Here is a 1,581-nt window from a genome sequence, read left to right as displayed (position 1 = left end):
TCATTCGGGTCTCCGGCCCCGCCTGCGGCGATATCGCCACCGCCATGCTGGGCAGCCGCCCGGCCAGCCGCTACGCCCACTACGGGCCGTTTCACGGCGAGGATGCCATCATCGACGAGGGCATCGCGCTGCTGTTCCAGGGCCCGAACTCCTTCACCGGCGAGGACGTGCTGGAGCTCCAGGGCCACGGCGGCCCGGTCATCATGGACATGCTGCTCGAGCGCTGCGTGCAGCTTGGCGCCCGCCTGGCCCGGCCTGGCGAGTTCTCCGAGCGCGCCTTTCTCAACGACAAGCTCGATCTTTCCCAGGCCGAGGCGATCGCCGACCTGATCGACGCCACCTCGCGCTCGGCGGCCGAGAACGCCGTACGCTCGCTGCAAGGCGAGTTCTCTCAGCGCGTGGCCGCGCTGGTCGAGCGGCTGATCGAGCTGCGGGTCTACGTGGAAGCCGCGATCGACTTCCCCGAGGAGGAGATCGACTTTCTCGCCGATGGCCACGTGGCAGCGCGCCTGGCCGCCGTGCAGCAGGAGCTCTCGACGGTGCGCCGCGCCGCGGGCCAGGGGGCGCTGATGCGCGAAGGGATGAGCGTGGTGATCGCCGGGCGCCCCAACGCCGGCAAGTCGAGCCTTCTGAACGCCCTGACCGAGCAGGAGACGGCGATCGTCACCGACATCGCCGGTACCACCCGGGACGTCTTGCGCGAGCATATCCACATCGACGGCATGCCGCTGCACGTGATCGATACCGCCGGGCTCAGAGACACCCCGGACGCGGTGGAGAAGATCGGCGTGGCCCGCGCCTGGACGGAGATCGAAAAAGCCGACCGGGTGCTGCTGATGGTCGACGCCGCCACCACCGAGGCCACCGACCCGATGGCGATCTGGCCCGAGTTCGTCGAGCGCCTGCCGGATCGAGGGCGCCTGACCCTAGTACGCAACAAGATCGACGAAAGCGCGGAGACCGCCGGCATCGACTTGTCCACATCCGCCCCGACGCTGCGCCTGTCGGCGAAGACCGGAGCGGGTGTGGACAACTTGAAGGCGCATCTGAAGGACGTGATGGGCTTCGCTGCCACCACCGAGGGGCGCTTCTCGGCGCGCCGGCGTCACCTGGACGCGCTGGACCGCGCCAGCACCGCGCTGGAGGCCGGTCGCGCCCAGCTCGAAGGCATGGGTGCCGGCGAGCTGCTTGCCGAGGACCTGCGCGACGCCCAGGCCTCGCTTGGCGAGATCACCGGCGAGTTCAGCGCCGACGACCTGCTCGGCGAGATCTTCGGCAGTTTCTGCATCGGCAAGTGAGGCGGTTGAAAGGGCCTACCAGGCAAGCGATACGCCGGTATAGTCGATGAAACGCTGCTCAGGATCAGATGAGTAAGCGCTCACTACGTCGACAATGCCTGCAGCGCTTTGCTCGACGGTCACCGGCGCATCGTCGCCACCCATGTCGGTCTTGACCCAGCCAGGATGCAGGTTGAGCACGCCGACGCCGGCGGGCAGCGCCTCGTGGCGGGCGAAGCCGCGGGTGAGGCTGTTCAGCGCTGCCTTGCTGGCCCGGTAAAGCTCCCGGTCGCCCTCTTCGTTT

At 68.4% G+C, this 1,581-nt stretch carries 2 protein-coding genes; one reads left to right on the top strand and one right to left on the bottom strand.

The features are described 5' to 3' along the window. The coding region (gene mnmE, locus BIS11_RS17140) for a tRNA uridine-5-carboxymethylaminomethyl(34) synthesis GTPase MnmE (RefSeq protein WP_253586663.1) at nt 1–1,298 on the top strand (1,298 nt) is incomplete at its 5' end. Between the two features lie 15 nt (nt 1,299–1,313). Here mnmE and BIS11_RS17135 read toward each other — a convergent pair. Next, a partial coding sequence (locus BIS11_RS17135; RefSeq protein WP_253586662.1) for an SDR family NAD(P)-dependent oxidoreductase occupies nt 1,314–1,581 on the bottom strand: 268 nt, incomplete at its 5' end.

The sequence above is a fragment of the Halomonas sp. 707D4 genome (genome assembly GCF_024158685.1).
Taxonomy (GTDB): Bacteria; Pseudomonadota; Gammaproteobacteria; order Pseudomonadales; family Halomonadaceae; genus Vreelandella.
Note: the sequence above shows the minus strand (reverse complement) of the source record. Positions and strands in the feature narration are given on the sequence as shown.